Raw genomic sequence first — 15,814 nt, 5'->3', positions numbered from 1 at the left:
CGCGTGATCAGCCGATTCCGGGGATGAGGGTGATGAGCATGTCGATGATCTTGATGCCGATGAACGGGGCGATCAGTCCGCCCAGGCCGTAGATCCCGATGTTGCGGCGGAGCATCTTGTCGGCGCTGGTCGGCTTGTACTGGACGCCCTTGAGGGCGAGCGGTACGAGCGCGATGATGATCAGCGCGTTGAAGATGACGGCGGAGAGGATCGCGGAGTTCGGCGAGGACAGGCCCATGATGTTGAGCTTGTCCAGGCCCGGGTAGGCGACCGCGAACATGGCCGGGATGATCGCGAAGTACTTCGCGACGTCGTTGGCGATCGAGAACGTGGTGAGGGCGCCTCGGGTGATGAGGAGCTGCTTGCCGATCTCGACGATCTCGATGAGCTTGGTGGGGTTGGAGTCCAGGTCCACCATGTTCCCGGCCTCCTTGGCGGCCGAGGTGCCGGTGTTCATGGCCACGCCGACGTCTGCCTGGGCGAGGGCCGGGGCGTCGTTGGTGCCGTCGCCGGTCATGGCGACGAGCTTGCCGCCGGCCTGCTCCCGCTTGATGAGGGCCATCTTGTCCTCGGGGGTGGCCTCGGCGAGGAAGTCGTCGACACCGGCCTCTTCGGCGATGGCCTTCGCGGTGAGCGGGTTGTCGCCCGTGATCATGACGGTCTTGATGCCCATGCGGCGCAGTTCGTCGAACCGCTCGCGCATGCCTTCCTTGACGACGTCCTTGAGGTGGATGACACCGAGGACGCGGGCGCCCTTGTCGTCCTTGACGGCGACGAGGAGCGGGGTGCCGCCGGCCTGGGAGATCTGGTCGGTGAGCGCTTGAGCGTCCTCGGCGACCTTTCCGCCCTGCTCCTTGACCCAGGTGATGACGGATCCGGTCGCGCCCTTGCGGGTCTGCTTGCCGTCGACGTCCACGCCCGACATACGGGTCTGAGCGGTGAAGGCGATCCACTCGGCGTGTGCGAGCTCGCCCTGGTGGCGTTCGCGCAGGCCGTACTTCTCCTTCGCGAGGACCACGATGGAGCGACCCTCGGGGGTCTCGTCCGCGAGGGAGGACAGCTGGGCGGCGTCGGCCAGTTCCGCCGCCGTGGTGCCCTTGACGGGCACGAACTCCGAGGCCTGGCGGTTGCCCAGGGTGATCGTGCCGGTCTTGTCGAGCAGTAGCGTGGAGACGTCGCCCGCGGCCTCGACGGCCCGGCCGGACATGGCGAGGACGTTGCGCTGGACCAGGCGGTCCATGCCGGCGATACCGATGGCCGAGAGCAGGGCACCGATGGTGGTGGGGATGAGGCAGACCAGCAGGGCCGTCAGCACGATCATGGACTGCTTGGCGTCCGCGTAGATCGCGAACGGCTGCAGGGTGACGACGGCGAGCAGGAAGACGATGGTCAGCGAGGCGAGCAGGATGTTGAGCGCGATCTCGTTGGGTGTCTTCTGCCGGGCGGCGCCCTCGACGAGGGCGATCATGCGGTCGATGAAGGTCTCGCCGGGCTTCGTCGTGATCTTGATGACGATCCGGTCGGAGAGGACCTTGGTGCCGCCGGTGACCGCGGATCGGTCGCCGCCGGACTCCCGGATCACCGGGGCGGACTCACCCGTGATGGCGGACTCGTCCACCGAGGCGACGCCTTCGACGACGTCACCGTCGCCGGGGATGATGTCGCCGGCCTCGCAGACCACCAGGTCACCGATACGGAGCTCCGCGCCGGGCACCTGCTCCTCGCCCTTGCCGTCCTTGGTCAGACGGCGGGCGACGGAGTCGGTCTTGGCCTTGCGCAGCGTGTCGGCCTGGGCCTTGCCACGGCCCTCGGCGACGGCCTCGGCGAGGTTGGCGAAGATCGTGGTCAGCCACAGCCAGGCGGTGATCGCCCAGCCGAACCAGTCCGTCGGGTCCAGACACGCGAGCACGGTGGTGACCACCGAGCCGATCAGGACGACGAACATGACCGGCGACTTGATCATGATCCGGGGGTCGAGCTTGCGGATCGCGTCGGGGAAGGACTTCAGGAGCTGTTTGGGGTCGAAGAGACCGCCGCCGACCCGCCCGGCCGGCTTGTGGCCTGTCGGGATGTCTTCGTGTGGTGCGCGGGTGGGGGTGATGGTGCTCATGAGGCGAGCCCTTCGGCGAGCGGTCCCAGCGCGAGGGCCGGGAAGTAGGTCAGACCGGTGACGATGAGGATGGTGCCGACAAGCAGCCCCGTGTAGAGGGGCTTGTCGGTACGGAGCGTGCCTGCCGTCTCCGGTACGGGCTTCTGCTCGGCGAGCGAGCCGGCCAGCGCCAGGACGAACACCATCGGGAGGAAGCGGCCGAGCAGCATGGCGATGCCGATGGTGCTGTTGAACCACTGCGTGTCGGCGTTCAGGCCCGCGAAGGCCGAGCCGTTGTTGTTGGCGCCCGAGGTATAGGCGTAGAGGATCTCGGAGAAGCCGTGCGCACCGGAGTTCGTCATCGAGTTCGCCGGGGTGTCCAGCGCCATCGCCGCGGCGGTGAAGCCGAGGACGAGGGCGGGCGTGATGAGGATGTAGCAGGCCGCGAACTTGATCTCGCGGGTGCCGATCTTCTTGCCCAGGTATTCGGGGGTGCGGCCGACCATCAGCCCGGCGATGAAGACGGCGATGATCGCCATGATCAGCATGCCGTAGAGGCCGGAGCCGACGCCGCCGGGGGCGATCTCGCCGAGCTGCATGCCCAGCAGCTGGATGCCGCCGCCGAGACCGGTGTAGGAGGAGTGGAAGGAGTTGACGGCACCCGTGGACGTCAGGGTCGTGGACACGGAGAAGATCGAGGACGCGGCGATACCGAAGCGGGTCTCCTTGCCCTCCATCGCACCACCGGCGATGTCGAAGGCAGGGCCGTTGCCGGCGAACTCGGTCCACATCATCAGTGCGACGAACCCGAGCCAGATGGTGGCCATGGTCGCGAGGATCGCGTAGCCCTGGCGCAGGTTGCCGACCATCCGGCCGAAGGTGCGGGTCAGCGAGAACGGGATGAGCAGGATCAGGAAGATTTCGAAGAGGTTGGAGAACGGGTTGGGGTTCTCGAAGGGGTGCGAGGAGTTGGCGTTGAAGTAGCCGCCGCCGTTGGTGCCCAGTTCCTTGATGACCTCCTGCGAGGCCACCGCACCGCCGTTCCACTGCTGCGAGCCGCCCATGAACTGCCCGACCTCGTGGATGCCGGCGAAGTTCTGGATCGCGCCGCACGCGACCAGGACGATCGCGCCGATCACCGAGATGGGCAGCAGGATGCGGAAGACACCGCGGACCAGGTCGGCCCAGAAGTTGCCGAGCTCTCCGGTGCGGGAGCGCGCGAAGCCCCGTACGAGGGCGACGGCGACGGCCATGCCGACGGCGGCGGAGACGAAGTTCTGGACCGCGAGGCCGCCGGTCTGTACGACGTGGCCCATGGCCTGCTCGCCGTAGTACGACTGCCAGTTCGTGTTGGACACGAAGGAGGCGGCGGTGTTGAAGGCCTGGTCGGGGTCGATCGCCACGAAGCCGAGCGAGCCGGGCAGGATGCCCTGGGCCCGCTGGAGGCCGTAGAGGAACAGGACCGAGACCGCGGAGAAGGCGAGGACGGCGCGCAGGTAGGCGGGCCAGCGCATCTCGGCCGAGGGGTTGGCGCCGATGGCCTTGTAGATCCACTTCTCCGGTTTGTAGTGCTTGTCGGAGGAGTAGACGCGGGCCATGTGGTCGCCCAGCGGGCGGTAGGCCAGCGCGAGCGCGGCGATCAGTGCGAGGAGCTGGAGCACACCAGCGAGAACGGGACTCATCGGTGGCTAGAACCTCTCCGGGTACACAAGGGCGAGGACGAGGTATCCGAGCAGGGAGACGGCCACGACGAGGCCGATGATGTTTTCGGCGTTCACAGCTTGGTCACCCCCCGGGCGATGAGAGCCACCAGCGCGAACACCGCGACCGTGGTGACGACGAAGGCCAGATCGGCCATCGCGAGCTCCTGAGTGAAGAGGGAAGGAAACGAATCGGCCAGATGGCCGATGACGAGATAACCGTGTCTTCAGCCGGGTGTTAAGACACTTTGACGGGGTCCATACGGGCGCACGGGAACCCTTAACGCCACTCTTACGGGGATGGGCCCTTCGGACCCGGTCAGCCCTGGTGGGACAGGCCGGCCGTGTCCAGGGCGCTGCCGGCCTGGGCGGCCAGCGCTACGGCCACCAGGCGGGCTTCCTCGGAGGGCAGGGGGCGGCCGGGGTGCGGGTCGAGGAGGAAGCGGCCGTAGTAGTGCCCGCCGCCGACGACCCGCAGCTCGGTTTCCCCGTCAGGCCAGTCGGCGTACTCCGTGATCCGGCCCGGGCGGCGCAGCCACAGGCCGCCGCCGTGCTCCAGGCGCGGCAGGTGCCCCATCAGGGTCCCGTACTCGAAGCGGCAGCCGCGTAGCCCCAGCAGGCCGACGAGCTCCCGGCGCACGTGCTCGACCACCGCTTCCGGCGAGCTGCCGTCCTCGGTCAGCCGGGCGGTTCCCTGGAGGCTGGACAGGTGCGCGGCGTCGGTCACCACGACCGCCTGGAGGCGGCGTGCGCGCACGGCCAGCTGCGAGACGATCAAGCCGACGACGAGCAGGAGGACAGCGGTCTCGACATCCGCGTGGTCAGAGATGGCGAACTGCTGGTAGGGCCTGGTCAGGAAGAAGTCGAACCAGGCGGCCGCCGAGAGCGCGGCGAGTGCTCCCGCTGTGCGGCTCCCCATGGCGGCGACCGCGACCACCGCGACGACCAGGATCAGGGCCTCGTTCGTCGCCGAAAGACCCGTCCGGAACGGCACGAGGGAGAGCGCCACCAAGAAGGGGGCCAGGAGGGCAGCGACCAGCGCGACGCGGTCGCGGAGCCGGAACCAGTACCCGGACACGTGACACCTCCCGTCCGGACAAGCCGATCGTGATGCAGAGTGCCGATCAGAACTTCTCGGGCCTGATGAGAGCGACCACGAGATAGCCGAGCAGCGCAAGGGCGATGAGCAGGCCGACCACGTTCTCCGCGTCCATCAGCAACTTCTCCTCTTCGTGCCGGTCAGGCGTGTTCCGCCCAGATCAAGCATGCATCTCCGCGGAGCCGGGGCAACGGGAGGCAGTCCCTCTTGACGGACTCCCTACGCCGCACGCGCCCATGCGTATGCAACACGTGAAGAGTGCGCGGGCGGGCGTATGAAATGCGCCAAGCGTGCTGGCGGCCGACACCTGCGGCTCCGGCGCTGTGCTGATTTTGTTCATTCGGAGGATCGGCAAGAAATGGCCATGCACGCAGGAGAACCGACCACGGTCACCCAGGGGTCGGCCCAGGAGGAGCCCCCTGATACCGGCGGAACCGGGGCCGGGGACCGGCACCGGCTGACCACCCTCCAGGGCCTCGCCGCCTTGTCGCTCGACGCGATGGCGTCGGTGGCGTACGGGCCCGAGGCGGTCGTCCTGGTCCTGGCCGCGGCCGGTGCCTACGGCATGGGCTTCACGCTCCCCGTCACTCTGGCCATCGCCGCCTTGCTCGCGGTACTGGTGGCCTCGTACCGGCAGGTGATCGCAGCGTTCCCGGACGGGGGAGGCTCGTACGCGGTCGCCAAGCGGCATCTGGGCCGGCGCACCAGCCTGGTCGCGGCCGCCTCGCTCATTCTCGACTACGTGCTGAACGTCGCGGTGTCGGTCACCGCCGGCGTGGCCGCCCTGACCTCGGCGTTCCCGGGGCTGCACGGGGAGCGGGTCTGGATATGCCTCGCCGTGCTGGTCCTGGTCACCGCCGTGAACCTGCGCGGGGTCGTGGACTCCGCCAAGGCCTTCCTCGTACCGACCGCGCTCTTCGTCGGGTCGATCCTGGCGATGATCACGGTCGGTCTCTTCCGCGACGGCCCGGTCAGCACCGCGTCCGCGGCCGGACACGCATCCGCGCTCGGCGAGGGCGCCACCAGCGTCGGCGCGCTGCTGCTCTTGAAGGCCTTTGCCGCGGGCTGCTCGGCCCTGACGGGTGTCGAGGCCGTCGCCAACGCGGTGCCGTCCTTCCGTGCGCCGGCTGCCCACCGGGCCCAGCGCACCGAGGTGGCTCTCGGCGCCCTGCTCGGCGTCATGCTGATCGGGCTTTCGGTGCTGATCGGCCGCTTCCACCTCCAGCCCGTCGAGGGCGTCACCGTCCTGGCCCAGCTGGCGGACGCGTCGTTCGGGCACAACGCAGCCTTCTACGTGGTCCAGTTCGCCACCATGGTGCTGCTGGCGCTCGCCGCGAACACCTCGTTCGGCGGGCTCCCGGTGCTGATGAGCTTGCTGGCCCGCGACAACTGCCTGCCGCACGTCTTCGCCCTCAAGGCCGACCGCCAAGTACACCGGCACGGGGTGGTCTGGCTGGCACTCGTCTCGGCCGTCCTGCTCGTCCTCTCCGGCGGCGACACCAACACCCTCGTCCCGCTCTTCGCCGTCGGCGTCTTCGCAGGGTTCACTATCTGCCAGGTCGGCATGGTCCGGCACTGGTCCGGCGAACGTGCCAGGGGCTGGCAGGCGAAGGCCGCCGTCAACGGCTTCGGCGCCCTGCTGACCGGTGTTTCGGCCGCCGTCGTGACCGCCACCAAGTTCACCGAGGGCGCCTGGCTGATCGTGCTCGCCCTGCCGCTGATCGTCCTCATCTTCGAGACGGTCCACCGCGCGTACACCGAGATCGGCGAACGCCTCGAACTCGGCCGCGTCCCACAGCCCCCGCACCGGGCCTTCTCGTTGGTCGTAGTCCCCGTCTCCGGTCTGTCCCGGCTGACCTGTCAAGCCCTGACCGCCGCCCGCTCCCTCGGCGACGAGGTCCTCGCCGTCACCGTCACCCACCCCACACCAGAGGACCGTCAGAGCGCCGAAGCCCTCCGGCGTGACTGGGAGCTGTGGAACCCCGGCGTCGACCTCATCGAACTCCCCTCGGAGACGTGCTCCCTCGGCCGCCCGCTGTCCGGCTACGTACGTGAGCTCGTCCGAGGCCGTCCGGACGCGCAGGTGACCGTCCTGATTCCGGAAACAGAACCCGCCCGTCTCTGGCAGCGGCTGCTGCAGAACCAGCGCGGCGCGGTGGTGGCACACGCCGGCCGCCGCGACACCGACGCCGTGATCTGTCGACTCCGCTTCCGCGTCACTGCCGACGCACGTTGACGTGCCCTTGATGGCGGCTTGACAGGTCCCGTGCGCTGCCATCAAGAAGGTGCCAATTCCCCCGCCCGCCTGCGCCGTTCCCGCTGATCGGGCAGTAGTTTCCTGCCTGTTGCGCCGCCGGGGAGCCATGCTCACATGACGGCCGAGGGGGTCCATGGTGACATTCCCCGGCGGCGACACCCCTCACCCGCACCCCTGCCCACCCGGCCGGGCGGGCCAGTCGATCCCACATTCCACTGAGAAGGTCCCTTCATGCCTCGCGCCGCCGCGCAGCACGTTCCTCCGGGGCTCGGAACCCCGCCGCGGACACCGCCTAACCGCCCATCCCGTAAACGCTCCGGGCAGGCGCACATGCTGGAGCCCGAGCGGCTGGCTGCCTCGGTCGGCGAGGCCGTCCATAAGCTCCACCCGCGTGAGCTGGTGAAGAAGCCGGTGCTGTTCGTCGTCGCTGTCGGATCCGTCCTGACCACGCTCTCGGCGCTGATCCACCCGTCCGTTTTCACCTGGGTGATCAGCGTCTGGTTGTGGCTGACGGTCCTGTTCGCCAACCTGGCCGAGGCGGTCGCGGAGGGCCGGGGGCGAGCGCAGGCGGAGTCGCTCCGCAAGGCGCGTACGGACACGGTCGCGCTGCGGCTGAACCATTGGACATACGGGGCGAACCTGCGCCGGGCCGAAACCGAGGTGGTGACTCCGGCCGAGCTCCAGCCCTTCGACTTCGTGCTCGTCGAAGCGGGTGAACTTGTCCCGGCCGACGGGGACGTCGTGGACGGGGCGGCCATGGTGGACGAGTCGGCTGTCACCGGTGAATCGGCCCCGGTTCTGAGGGAGTCGGGCGGCGACCGGTCCGGAGTCACCGGCGGTACGACGGTCCTCTCCGACTCGATCGTCGTTCGGGTCACTTCACGCCCCGGGAACAGCTTCCTGGACCGGATGATCGCCCTGGTCGAGGGTGCGTCCCGGCAGAAGACCCCGAACGAGATCGCGCTGAACATCCTGCTGGCCGCTCTGACCGTCATCTTCATCCTGATCGTGGTCAGCATCCAGCCGATGGCCGCGTACGCGGGCGCCGCCCAGTCCACGACCGTCCTGGTGGCGCTCCTCGTCACGCTCATCCCCACCACCATCGGCGCGCTGCTCTCCGCCATCGGGATCGCCGGCATGGACCGTCTGGTGCAGCGCAACGTCCTCGCGATGTCCGGGCGCGCGGTCGAGGCGGCGGGCGATGTGAACACCCTGCTCCTCGACAAGACCGGCACCATCACCCTCGGCAACCGGGAAGCCGCTGCCTTCATCCCGCTCCCCGGCGTCGATCAGACCAAGCTCGCGGACGCCGCGCAGCTGTCCTCCCTCGCCGACGAAACGCCCGAAGGCCGGTCCGTCGTGGCCCTGGCCCAGCAGTACGGGATCCAGCCGGCCGCCCAAGAGGACCTCAGCAACCCCCGCTTCACCGAGTTCAGCGCCCACACCCGAATGAGCGGGATCAACCTGAGCTGGGACAACGGCGCCGGCTGTGCTATCCGCAAGGGCGCCACCGCCCAGGTCTGCGACTGGGTGGCGATGCGCGGCGGGACCGTTCAGGCGGAAGCCGTCGCATGGTCGGCCACCGTGTCCGAGTCCGGGGGCACGCCCCTGCTGGTCGCCGTGCACGACTGGGACGGGCCGCGGGTCCTCGGCATCATCCATCTCAAGGACGTCGTCAAGGAGGGCGTCCGGGAACGCTTCGCTGAGCTGCGCGCCATGGGGATCCGTACGGTCATGGTGACCGGTGACAACGAGCTGACGGCCAGGGCGATCGCCGCCGAGGCGGGCGTCGACGAATACCTGGCCGAGGCCACCCCCGAGGACAAGCTCGAACTGATCAAGCGGGAGCAGGCGGGCGGGAAGCTGGTCGCGATGACGGGTGACGGCACCAACGACGCCCCGGCGCTCGCGCAAGCCGATGTGGGCGTGGCGATGAACACCGGGACCTCGGCCGCCAAGGAAGCCGGGAACATGGTCGACCTGGACTCCAACCCCACCAAGCTCATCGACATCGTCGAGATCGGCAAACAGCTCCTCATCACCCGGGGCGCGCTCACCACGTTCTCCATCACGAATGACGTCGCGAAGTACTTCGCGATCATCCCGGCCATGTTCGCGTCGGCCTATCCCGGCCTCGGAGCCCTCAACATCATGGGCCTGCACAGCCCGCAGTCCGCGATCACCTCGGCGATCATCTTCAACGCCCTGATCATCGTCGCCCTCATCCCGCTCGCCCTGCGCGGCGTCCGCTACAAGCCCGCCTCGGCCCACGACCTGCTGCGCCGCAACCTGGCGGTCTACGGGCTCGGTGGCCTCGTCCTGCCGTTCGTCGGGATCAAACTCATCGACCTGGTGGTGTCCACCGTCCCCGGCATCGGCTGAAGTCCGTCAAGGGGTCGTCAGAGGGCCATCAGGGCTCTTGAGCCCACAGCAGCACACCAGTTGGATGGATGGCGTGAACATCGGTCACCTCTACCACGACCGGCCACCGTCATGGCGGACCCGTACAGGGAAGTGATCGCTGCGTACCGCCGGCCGTGCTGACGCCCGTACGCGATACCCATTCACCTTCACCGTACGGCCGCTTCCCGCAACGGGCGGTCGCCGTGCCCTTCCCCAGGAACCACTCATGTCTTCATTCCTGTCCGGCCGTACCGTCCTGGTCACCGGGGCCACCTCCGGCATCGGCTACGAGACCGCCCGTCGGCTCGCCGAGTGCGGTGCGACGGTCCTGCTCCACGGCCGTACCCCTGCGGAGGCCCGGGCAGCCGTGGACCGCCTCATCGCCACCGCCGACGTCGACGCGGAAATGCTGCGCCCGTGCGCGGCGGACTTCGCGCACCTCGACGAGGTGGAGCGGCTCGCGAACCGGATCACCGCCGGGTACCCGCACCTCGACGTCCTGGTCAACAACGCCGCCGTCGCGGCGCCGGAGCGCCACACGGTCACCCCGGACGGCAACGAGCTCTCCTTCCAGGTCAACTTCCTCGCCCACTACCTGCTGACGAACCTGCTGGAGCCGGTCCTGACCACCGACCCGGGCGGCCGCGTCGTCAACGTCTCCTCCTCGATGCACCGCACCGGTTCCATCATGTGGAACGACCCCAACCGAACCCGCCGTTACTCCCGCCTCGCCGCGTACGCGCAGTCGCAGCTCGCACTCACGGTCTTCGCCGCCGACCCGCGGGTGACCGCCGTCTCCGTGAACCCGGGCGTGTGTGAAACGGCCCTGATGCCGCTGTACGGACACGAGGGCGCGACGCCGTCCGAGGGGGCCGCCCACGTCGTGCGGCTGTGCGACCCGGCCGTCGAGATCGTCAACGGGGCCTACTACGACCGGAGCGAGCGGATGGAGCCCGCCTCGGGCGCGACCGAGGAGCGCACGGTCAAGCGGCTGAACAAGCTCGCCGACGTGCTCATCGGGCACTCTGCCTGAGGGCGCAAGCCCGACGCGCGACAAAGCCAACCACGGCCGCAAGGCCGACCAGCGTCGCCTTCCCGCTCGCGCTGGTTCCCCCGCGGGGGCGGCCCACCGTCCCGGGCCGCCCCCGCACCTCTTCCCTTCCCCCTAGGCGGCATCCGTCGTGATCCAGCTCCTTCCCACCCGTCTCCCTGCCCTCGCCCGCTGGTTCCCCGGCGGGGCCCCGGGCGTCGCGGCCCTCCCCGAGCACGTCCTCGCCACCGGAGCCGGCCACTGGTGGGCGGACCGCGCCGTGGACCCGCGGGTCATGGCGGTCTCCAGCGGGGATCACGTCCTGCTGCGAGGAGAGCCAGGCGTGCTGTCCCCCGAGGCCCTCGCTCCCTTCGCCGGCAGTTACATCGAGGCCCCGGCCCGCTTCCTGCCCGTCCTCGGGGGCGCGTTCGCACGCGTCGATCCGTGGGAGCGCATGGTCTACGTACACCAGGCGCCCGCCCTGCCCGCCCGCCCGGCACCCGGGATCACGGTGCGCCGGCTGACCCCGCAGGACGCGTCGGCCCTCGTCGCCCTCGGCTCCGAGGCGGCCTGGATCCACAAGACTTGGGGCGGCCCGGAGCAGCTCGCCGCCTCGGGCCTCGGCTGGGGAGCCTTCCACCGGGGCCGCGCCCTGTCGGTGGCCTGCACCTACTTCCTCGGCAGCGGGTATGAGGACGTTGCCGCCCTCGCGGACCCCGGCCACCGTCGGCAACACCTCGCGCTGGCCTGCGTCACCGCCCTGTGCCAGGACATCGCAGCCCGCGGCCGTACGCCGAGCTGGACCTGCTCCCGCGACAACCGACCGAGCCGCCTCCTGGCCTGGTCGGCTGGCTTCCGCCTCACCCGCGAATACGTCCACTACGCGACCGGCCCCGCTCGCCGTTTGACCCTCGCCAGGGGAGAGGCCGCGTGACCTCGCACGGGAACCCCTGGGGTCTGTCCGGTTAGGGGGAGGGAGCTGTGGCTTTGGTGCGCCCGGGCACGGTCGCTTCGGCGGGGGATGCGCGAGGCACTCACCGCAAGGTCTCTACGGGCCGCTGGTGCCATGACGCCCGGGGCGAAGAGAAGCCGGCTCTTCAGCAGGTCGGCTTGTGGATCGTGGAGACGAGCACGATCGCGAAGACCTGCGGCGGTGGTGCCAGCTCTCTTCGCAGATCGGTGACCGTCAGCTCGGTCGCCGTACGGTCGTAGTGGCGCCGGATAACACGCATCGTCACCCACAGCACGAGCGCGGTGAGTACGGCGAGCCAGGCGCCCTCCGTGAACTTGGTGGCCAGCACGAACACCAGGACCAGGCCGGTCACGCAGGCGCCAAGGCCGTTGACGGACCGGGTGATGTGATGGCGGCGGCGCACCGCCGGGTCGGTCTCGGTGCGCGACTCGCGGTTCCAGTGCCGGACCATGCCGAGCCGGGACAGCGTGAAGGAGGTGAACACCCCAAGGATGTAAACCGGATGGAAGGAGAACGCCTGCGAATGGCTCTGGCGGACCCGGTGCGCGAGCGCTGGTCAGTGCAAGCCGGAGACCTTGAAGACCGTACGCGCCGTTTCACGGTCGATGCGCTCTGCAAGCTGGTGCAGCGCGGTCGCTCCACACGTCAGCGTGCCGCGCTGGAGCGACGCGACGGTGTCCGCGTCGAGACGCCGCCACAGCGCAGGATTGCGGGCGAGGACGGTGGGGTCGATCTCGACCACACTGCCATCCACGTCCCGCAGGACCATGCGCTGGGCCACGCCGTCGAACCAGTGGACCGAGACGAGGAAACCGGTACGGACACTGTGCTCGACCAGCACTCCGCGGACGGTCAGCAGGCCTGGACGCGCGAAGACCTCGGGCGGCAGAAGGATCACGAAGAAGAGAGCGGCCAAGCCGGTCCACAGGGCGGCGCGGGGAAGGCTGATGTGGCCAACGCCCATGTCCACCACCAGCAGGGTCGCCAACAGCAGGGAGGCGGCGCGGATCGCCGCACGTCTCTCACCTGCCCAGTGGATGTCGTATGCGCACGGTCCAGCAGGGTTCGCGCGCTCGGCACGCGCACCGGTTGCCGATGGTGTGAAGCGTCGTCCCATGAGGGTGACGCTACGACGGCCGGAGCCGTCCGAGCCGAACCCTGACGAACTGCTGACGCCGTGGCGCGGTTTCTTGACGGGCCCTTGGTGGCGAGGTGCCGGTGTCGGCCGCATGAACCAGGCGGCTGAGGCGGCCAGCAAGCCGGGGGCCAGACGCAGCCGGCCCAGTCCCCCAGGGGAGACGAGGACGAGCCGGTCGATGCGCGGTGACGGGCTGGAGAGTGCGATGGCGGCGCCGAAGGAATGGCCGATCACCACCGCCGGCCCCGCCACGGCCGTCTCGAGTACCTCGCTCAGCCAGGTGCCGTACGAGGAGAGACCGACGCCGGGTACCGTGCGCTTCTCGGAGCTGAGGCCGGGCTGCCCGGGGACGTCCGCCATGACGAGCCGGTGTCCGGCCGCGGTCAGAGCCGTGGCGAGGGGAAGGGACGCGGCGGCGTTGAAGTTCGTCCCGGGTACGAAGACGACCGTGGTCGGGCCGGAGCCGGCGGTCACCAGGTGGGTCAGCACTCCGTTGGCGGTCACCTGAGACCGCTCGTGCGGCACCGGCCATGCGTCGAGCCGGTCGGTGCACCAGCGGCGGATGTGCTCCCGTCCCGCCGCACTGCGGTAGATGGAGTCCATCGGGCGAGTATCGCTCCTCATCCTGCTGCCACTCTTCCGGTGGCGGCAGGAGCACCGACCGCGTAGTGGCCGTACTCGCGTTCGGCGCGGAAGCCTGCACTGGAGGCGAGCAGGCGACCGGCCCGGTTGCCCGCGGAGCAGGTCCAGCTGGGGGTGCGGCGGCGGGTGGCTATGTCCGAGCACAGGGCTTCGACACACGCGAGCGCCAGGTGCTGGAGGCGGGGGTCGGGCACGGAGACGCAGGCGATGTCCTCGTAGGCGGTGCCGAGGAAGTACGTGCAGGCCACGGCCACGATGCGGCCGTTACGGAACGCGGCCCAGGCGTAACCGGAACGGGCGAGCGCGTCGGGGCCGCCCCAGGTGCGGTGGATCCGGTGCATCGCGGGCGGCAGGGTGCTGAGCGCCCGGGCGTCCTGGGCGGTCAGCCGTCGTAGGGTGATCCCCCTCGGACGCGGTGCGGCAGGTGCCGTGGTGCGCTTGACGTACACCGTGCGCTGCCAGGGCACGGCGCGGTCGAACGCGGACCCGATCAGCGGCCGGAAGCGGCCAGGTGCCTCGATGTACCGGTGGGCGAAGTGCGCCAGGTCCTGGGGTGTCAGCGCTTGCGGGTCCCCGAGCAGCAGTACGTGGTCCCCGCATTCGGCGGCGATGACGCGTGGCTGGATGACGCGATCCACCCACCAGCGGCCGGCATCGGTGGTCAGTACGTGCTCGGTCAGGGCGCCCGAGCCCGGTGCGCCGACGGGGAACCAGCGGACGAGGCCCGGAAGTCGGTGGGAGGGCAGATTGATCACGGTGCTTCCTTGCGGGGGCATGAAGGTGGGGCGGCCCTGGCGGAGGGCCGCCCCACGGGGGTGGGCTGGTGACTAGCAGGAGGGCTTGCTGCCGTGGTTGGAGCCCTTCTTGCGGCGGGCCCTCTTCTTGCGTGCGCGCTTGGACATGTCTTTGGATCCCTTCAGGCGGTGTGGCCGACGAGGAGGTCGGCGAGCTTGTTGAGGCGCTTGACGGTGCGGTCGTCGGTGGCGGCCGCGGCCGGCGTGACGTGCTCGGAGCGGTCGTAGTAGGCGCCGTTGACGATCTCGGTGGCCGGGTCGCAGAGACGAACGACGTGCCGCGCCCCCTCGGAGGCAGGCGCGCCTTCGTTCCCGTACAGCGGGAGGAGCCCGGTGTCGCAGATGCCCGGGTTGACGGAGACCGCGGTGACGCGCGGGTCCGCGGCGAAGACGGTCAGTGCCAGCTGGGACTGGGCGTATGCGGCGAGGCGGGAGTAGCGGCGCAAACGCTGGGGGTCGTTCCACATGATCGTGGCAGTGCGGTGGAGCGAGGAGGAGACGTTGACGACCCGGCCACCCGGGTCGGAGGTCAGCGCCGGCTCCAGCAGGTTCGTCAGCAGGTAGTGGGAGAGGAAGTTGACCTGGAAGGCGATCTCGTTGCCGTCGGCCGTGACGGTGTGGCGCTCAGGCGCAGCGATTGCGGCGTTGTTGACGAGTACGTCGAGGCGCGGGTGCTCGCGTACGACCGAGTAGGCAAGGCTCTCGACCTCGTCGAGGTGGGCGAAGTCGGCGGCGAACGGCCGCAGGGAGGAGCCGTTGATGCCGGCGGTGGTGATCAGCCGGTCGGCGGCGGCCTGCGCCTCATCGGGGGTGCGGCCGTGCAGGAGGACGGTGGCGCCGCGCTCGGCGAGCCGGCGGGCGGTCTCGTAGCCGATGCCGGAGGTGGCGCCGGTGACGAGGACGGTACGTCCGGACAGGGATGAAGGCATGTCGATTCCTGGAAACGGGCATGGCTGACCTGCCTGTCGCCTCGGCAGGACGCGGGGCACGGGTTCAGCTCATGCGGTGAAGGAGGGGATGCGTACGGTGCCCCGAACAAAGCCCTTCAGGCGGGTGGTGGCAGGTACGCGAACGACGCGCGGCCGATGTCAGACGGCCGGACGGGCAGCGGGCGCTGCCGGCGGCACCTGATTCGGTGGCCGGTCGTCATAGCGCGGACCGCTGTTCATGAACCCATCCCAGCGCATCCGACCTGCGGAGACAAGCTTCCGAACGCGCCCTTGACGCCGCCTTGGCGCGATTCATCAGAGGAGCGTCAAGATCGATCGCTGCGCGGAAGGAAGGCGTCAAGGAGTGCTGCCAGGGCTGTGCCGAAGGGAGAGACTGATGCGGCGACGGACCGGGATGACGGTCCGTGGCGCGCGGCTGGAGGCGTGTGACCTGAACTCCGCCGATGGACGCAAGGTCCGGGCCGTGGGGGGCCGGGCCGACGCACCGCGTGCCGCTCAGCCGTCGCACAACACATGAGCCGTCCGGCTCCCGGGGTGGGGATTCCGGGGCCGGCGGCTCACGTGGTCTGCCGTCGGCCCTGAGGGGTAAACCGGCGAAGTCCAGGCCGACGCTCCATGTGGGGAGGCATCGATGCCGTCTTCTGGGGGGCGAGTGCCGGAGCGGCCCCGAGTCCCGCGCGGCAGAGCGCGGAGGCGGCCACGGCGGGGCACGATGGAGGGGAGGCCGAGGCGTGACGAC

At 69.7% G+C, this 15,814-nt stretch carries 12 protein-coding genes and 1 pseudogene; 4 read left to right on the top strand and 9 right to left on the bottom strand.

Annotated elements, in window-relative coordinates; all coding sequences use genetic code 11:
• Nucleotides 1-7 precede the first annotated feature (7 nt).
• The 5 genes from kdpB (OG207_RS07280) to kdpF (OG207_RS07260) form a co-directional block, all read right to left on the bottom strand.
• Nucleotides 8-2,110: a potassium-transporting ATPase subunit KdpB gene (gene kdpB / locus OG207_RS07280; protein ID WP_329096942.1), complete on the bottom strand. Its 2,103-nt coding sequence runs from the start codon at nucleotides 2,108-2,110 to the stop codon at nucleotides 8-10.
• Entirely contained in the window at nucleotides 2,107-3,771 is a 1,665-nt protein-coding gene (kdpA, locus tag OG207_RS07275) for a potassium-transporting ATPase subunit KdpA (RefSeq protein ID WP_329096940.1), read from the bottom strand. The genes kdpB (OG207_RS07280) and kdpA overlap by 4 nt, the downstream gene beginning before the upstream one ends.
• A 6-nt stretch (nucleotides 3,772-3,777) precedes the next feature.
• Nucleotides 3,778-3,867 carry a K(+)-transporting ATPase subunit F gene (gene kdpF / locus OG207_RS07270; protein ID WP_033223114.1) on the bottom strand — a complete coding sequence of 30 codons (90 nt, stop codon included), beginning with the start codon at nucleotides 3,865-3,867 and terminating at the stop codon, nucleotides 3,778-3,780.
• Between the two features lie 241 nt (nucleotides 3,868-4,108).
• Nucleotides 4,109-4,867: a DUF4118 domain-containing protein gene (locus OG207_RS07265; RefSeq protein WP_329096938.1), complete on the bottom strand. Its 759-nt coding sequence runs from the start codon at nucleotides 4,865-4,867 to the stop codon at nucleotides 4,109-4,111.
• Between the two features lie 46 nt (nucleotides 4,868-4,913).
• Nucleotides 4,914-5,003 carry a K(+)-transporting ATPase subunit F gene (gene kdpF / locus OG207_RS07260; protein WP_189734015.1) on the bottom strand — a complete coding sequence of 30 codons (90 nt, stop codon included), beginning with the start codon at nucleotides 5,001-5,003 and terminating at the stop codon, nucleotides 4,914-4,916.
• 243 nt (nucleotides 5,004-5,246) lie between these two features.
• Here kdpF (OG207_RS07260) and OG207_RS07255 point away from each other — a divergent pair, with 243 nt between their 5' ends.
• The 4 genes from OG207_RS07255 to OG207_RS07240 all read left to right on the top strand — a co-directional run bounded on the left by OG207_RS07255 (nucleotide 5,247) and on the right by OG207_RS07240 (nucleotide 11,512).
• Nucleotides 5,247-7,124 carry an APC family permease gene (locus tag OG207_RS07255; protein WP_329096935.1) on the top strand — a complete coding sequence of 626 codons (1,878 nt, stop codon included), beginning with the start codon at nucleotides 5,247-5,249 and terminating at the stop codon, nucleotides 7,122-7,124.
• Between the two features lie 252 nt (nucleotides 7,125-7,376).
• The gene (kdpB, locus tag OG207_RS07250) at nucleotides 7,377-9,527 is read left to right on the top strand and encodes a potassium-transporting ATPase subunit KdpB (RefSeq protein ID WP_443072678.1); all 2,151 of its coding nucleotides are present in this window, start codon (nucleotides 7,377-7,379) and stop codon (nucleotides 9,525-9,527) included.
• Nucleotides 9,528-9,774: 247 nt separating this feature from the next.
• Nucleotides 9,775-10,581, top strand: a complete 807-nt coding sequence (locus OG207_RS07245) for an SDR family NAD(P)-dependent oxidoreductase (protein WP_329096930.1) — start codon at nucleotides 9,775-9,777, stop codon at nucleotides 10,579-10,581.
• Nucleotides 10,582-10,729: 148 nt separating this feature from the next.
• Complete coding sequence (locus OG207_RS07240; RefSeq protein ID WP_329096927.1) at nucleotides 10,730-11,512, top strand: GNAT family N-acetyltransferase; 783 nt, start codon at nucleotides 10,730-10,732, stop codon at nucleotides 11,510-11,512.
• Nucleotides 11,513-11,681: 169 nt separating this feature from the next.
• Here the strand turns inward: OG207_RS07240 and OG207_RS07235 are convergent.
• The 4 genes and pseudogenes from OG207_RS07235 to OG207_RS07220 form a co-directional block, all read right to left on the bottom strand.
• A pseudogene (locus tag OG207_RS07235) lies at nucleotides 11,682-12,050 on the bottom strand (DNA-binding protein); the annotation flags it as partial.
• A 57-nt stretch (nucleotides 12,051-12,107) separates the two neighbouring features.
• Nucleotides 12,108-13,292 carry an alpha/beta fold hydrolase gene (locus OG207_RS07230; RefSeq protein WP_329096925.1) on the bottom strand — a complete coding sequence of 395 codons (1,185 nt, stop codon included), beginning with the start codon at nucleotides 13,290-13,292 and terminating at the stop codon, nucleotides 12,108-12,110.
• A gap of 17 nt (nucleotides 13,293-13,309) precedes the next feature.
• The gene (locus OG207_RS07225) at nucleotides 13,310-14,086 is read right to left on the bottom strand and encodes a GNAT family N-acetyltransferase (RefSeq protein WP_329096923.1); all 777 of its coding nucleotides are present in this window, start codon (nucleotides 14,084-14,086) and stop codon (nucleotides 13,310-13,312) included.
• 161 nt (nucleotides 14,087-14,247) lie between these two features.
• The gene (locus tag OG207_RS07220) at nucleotides 14,248-15,054 is read right to left on the bottom strand and encodes an SDR family NAD(P)-dependent oxidoreductase (protein ID WP_329096921.1); all 807 of its coding nucleotides are present in this window, start codon (nucleotides 15,052-15,054) and stop codon (nucleotides 14,248-14,250) included.
• Nucleotides 15,055-15,814: the final 760 nt, after the last annotated feature.

The sequence above is a fragment of the Streptomyces sp. NBC_01439 genome (genome assembly GCF_036227605.1).
Lineage (GTDB): Bacteria > Actinomycetota > Actinomycetes > Streptomycetales > Streptomycetaceae > Streptomyces.
This window is presented reverse-complemented; position numbering and strand designations above follow the sequence as displayed.

Coding starts and splice junctions, on each gene's coding strand:
- kdpB (WP_329096942.1), bottom strand. CDS start 2,110: ATGAGCACCATCACCCCCACCCGCGCACCACACGAAGACATCCCGACA.
- kdpF (WP_189734015.1), bottom strand. CDS start 5,003: ATGGACGCGGAGAACGTGGTCGGCCTGCTCATCGCCCTTGCGCTGCTC.
- OG207_RS07230 (WP_329096925.1), bottom strand. CDS start 13,292: ATGGACTCCATCTACCGCAGTGCGGCGGGACGGGAGCACATCCGCCGC.
- kdpB (WP_443072678.1), top strand. CDS start 7,377: ATGCCTCGCGCCGCCGCGCAGCACGTTCCTCCGGGGCTCGGAACCCCG.
- kdpA (WP_329096940.1), bottom strand. CDS start 3,771: ATGAGTCCCGTTCTCGCTGGTGTGCTCCAGCTCCTCGCACTGATCGCC.
- OG207_RS07220 (WP_329096921.1), bottom strand. CDS start 15,054: ATGCCTTCATCCCTGTCCGGACGTACCGTCCTCGTCACCGGCGCCACC.
- OG207_RS07255 (WP_329096935.1), top strand. CDS start 5,247: ATGGCCATGCACGCAGGAGAACCGACCACGGTCACCCAGGGGTCGGCC.
- OG207_RS07245 (WP_329096930.1), top strand. CDS start 9,775: ATGTCTTCATTCCTGTCCGGCCGTACCGTCCTGGTCACCGGGGCCACC.